The 1,549-nt window shown below is 74.3% G+C and carries 1 protein-coding gene and 1 pseudogene; both read right to left on the bottom strand.

Annotated elements, in window-relative coordinates; all coding sequences use genetic code 11:
• Positions 1–95: 95 nt before the first annotated feature.
• A complete protein-coding gene (locus ESG85_RS02020) occupies positions 96–1,376 on the bottom strand; it encodes an adenosylmethionine--8-amino-7-oxononanoate transaminase (protein WP_128976269.1) in 1,281 nt (426 codons plus the stop codon).
• Positions 1,369–1,549, bottom strand: a pseudogene (locus tag ESG85_RS35430) (biotin synthase BioB); the annotation flags it as partial. The gene ESG85_RS02020 and the pseudogene ESG85_RS35430, both read right to left, overlap by 8 nt.

Here is a 1,549-nt window from a genome sequence, read left to right on the forward strand (position 1 = left end):
CCGCCCCGGCCAACGCGCTGCCCGGCCCACGCGCAGCCTCGGCCCACGCGCCGCCCCGGCCGGCCGTAAGGCCGGGTGGGCGGGTGGCGGGTTGATCAGCCTGCTGTGGCTGCTGCTCTCACCGCCTCGCAGATGCGTGTCACATCCTCCTCGCCCGTCACGAACGGCGGCATCGTGTAGATGAGGTCGCGGAACGGACGCAGCCAGACGCCCGCCCCCACCGCCGCCCGTGTCGCGGCCTCCATGTCGACGGCGTGGTCGAGCTGGACCACCCCGAGCGCGCCGAGGACGCGGACGTCACGGACGCCCGGCAGGCCGGCCACTTCCGCGAGGCCCTCGCGGAGCCCCGCCTCGATGCGCTTCACCTCCACCCGCCAGTCCTGCCCGAGCAGCAGGTCGATCGAGGCGAGGGCGACCGCCGAGGCCAGCGGGTTGGCCATGAAGGTCGGGCCGTGGGCGAGCACGGGGACCTCGCCGCGCGAGATGCCCTCCGCGACCCGGCTCGTGCAGAGCGTCGCCGCCATCGAGAGGTAGCCACCGGTCAGCGCCTTGCCCAGGCACATCACATCAGGCGAGACCCGGGCGTGGTCGGCGGCGAACAGCTCGCCCGTACGCCCGAAGCCCGTCGCGATCTCGTCGAAGATCAGCAGCACGTCGTGCGCGTCGCACGCCTCCCGCAGCACCCGCAGGTAATCGGGACTGTGGAAGCGCATCCCGCCCGCGCCCTGCACCACGGGCTCCACGATCACCGCCGCCAGCTCGTCGGCGTGCCGCCCGATCGTCTCGCGCAGCAGCTCGGCGTACGACTCCTCGTACGCGGCCGGCGGGGCGTCCACGAAGACCTGCTGCTGCAGGACGCCCGACCAGAGCCCGTGCATGCCGCCCTTGGGGTCGCACACCGACATCGGCTGCCAGGTGTCGCCGTGGTAGCCGCCGCGCCAGGTCAGCAGCCGCTGCTTGTCCGGCCGGCCGATGGAGCGCCAGTACTGCAGGCACATCTTCGCGGCGACCTCGACCGCGACCGACCCGGAGTCGCTCAGGAACACGTGCCGCAGCGGCTCGGGCGTGATCTCCACCAGCCGCGCGGCGAGCCGTACGGCCGGCTCGTGGGTGATCCCGCCGAACATGACGTGGCTCATGCGGTCGAGCTGGCCCCGCACGGCCTCGTTGAGCACCGGGTGGTTGTAGCCGTGCACGGCCGCCCACCACGACGACATGCCGTCGACCAACTCGGTCTGCCCCTCGACCGGTTCGGCGAGCCGGAGCCGCACCCCGGACGCGGACGCGACGACCAGCGGGTCCGTACGGCCGGGCATGGGGCTGTACGGATGCCAGACGTGCGCCCGGTCCAGGGCGAGGAGTTCGCCGTTACGCATTGGGGGCGAGGTCCGTACCGGCACCGCGGCGGCGCACCGCCACGAGGTCCGTCCTGGCCTCGGACGCGGTCGGCGCCTGTGCGGCGGCCGGTGCCTCCGCGGCAGCCGGCGCCTGCGCGGCGGCGGGCGCCTCGGAGGACGCGCCACCGCACGGACCGCAGCCGCCGCCGGCC

The sequence above is a fragment of the Streptomyces roseicoloratus genome, assembly GCF_004117935.1.
GTDB classification, from domain to species: domain Bacteria; phylum Actinomycetota; class Actinomycetes; order Streptomycetales; family Streptomycetaceae; genus Streptomyces; species Streptomyces roseicoloratus.

Bases quoted from the DNA above. Each gene is read 5' to 3' on its own strand.
- ESG85_RS02020 (WP_128976269.1), bottom strand. From the start codon at position 1,376: ATGCGTAACGGCGAACTCCTCGCCCTGGACCGGGCGCACGTCTGGCAT.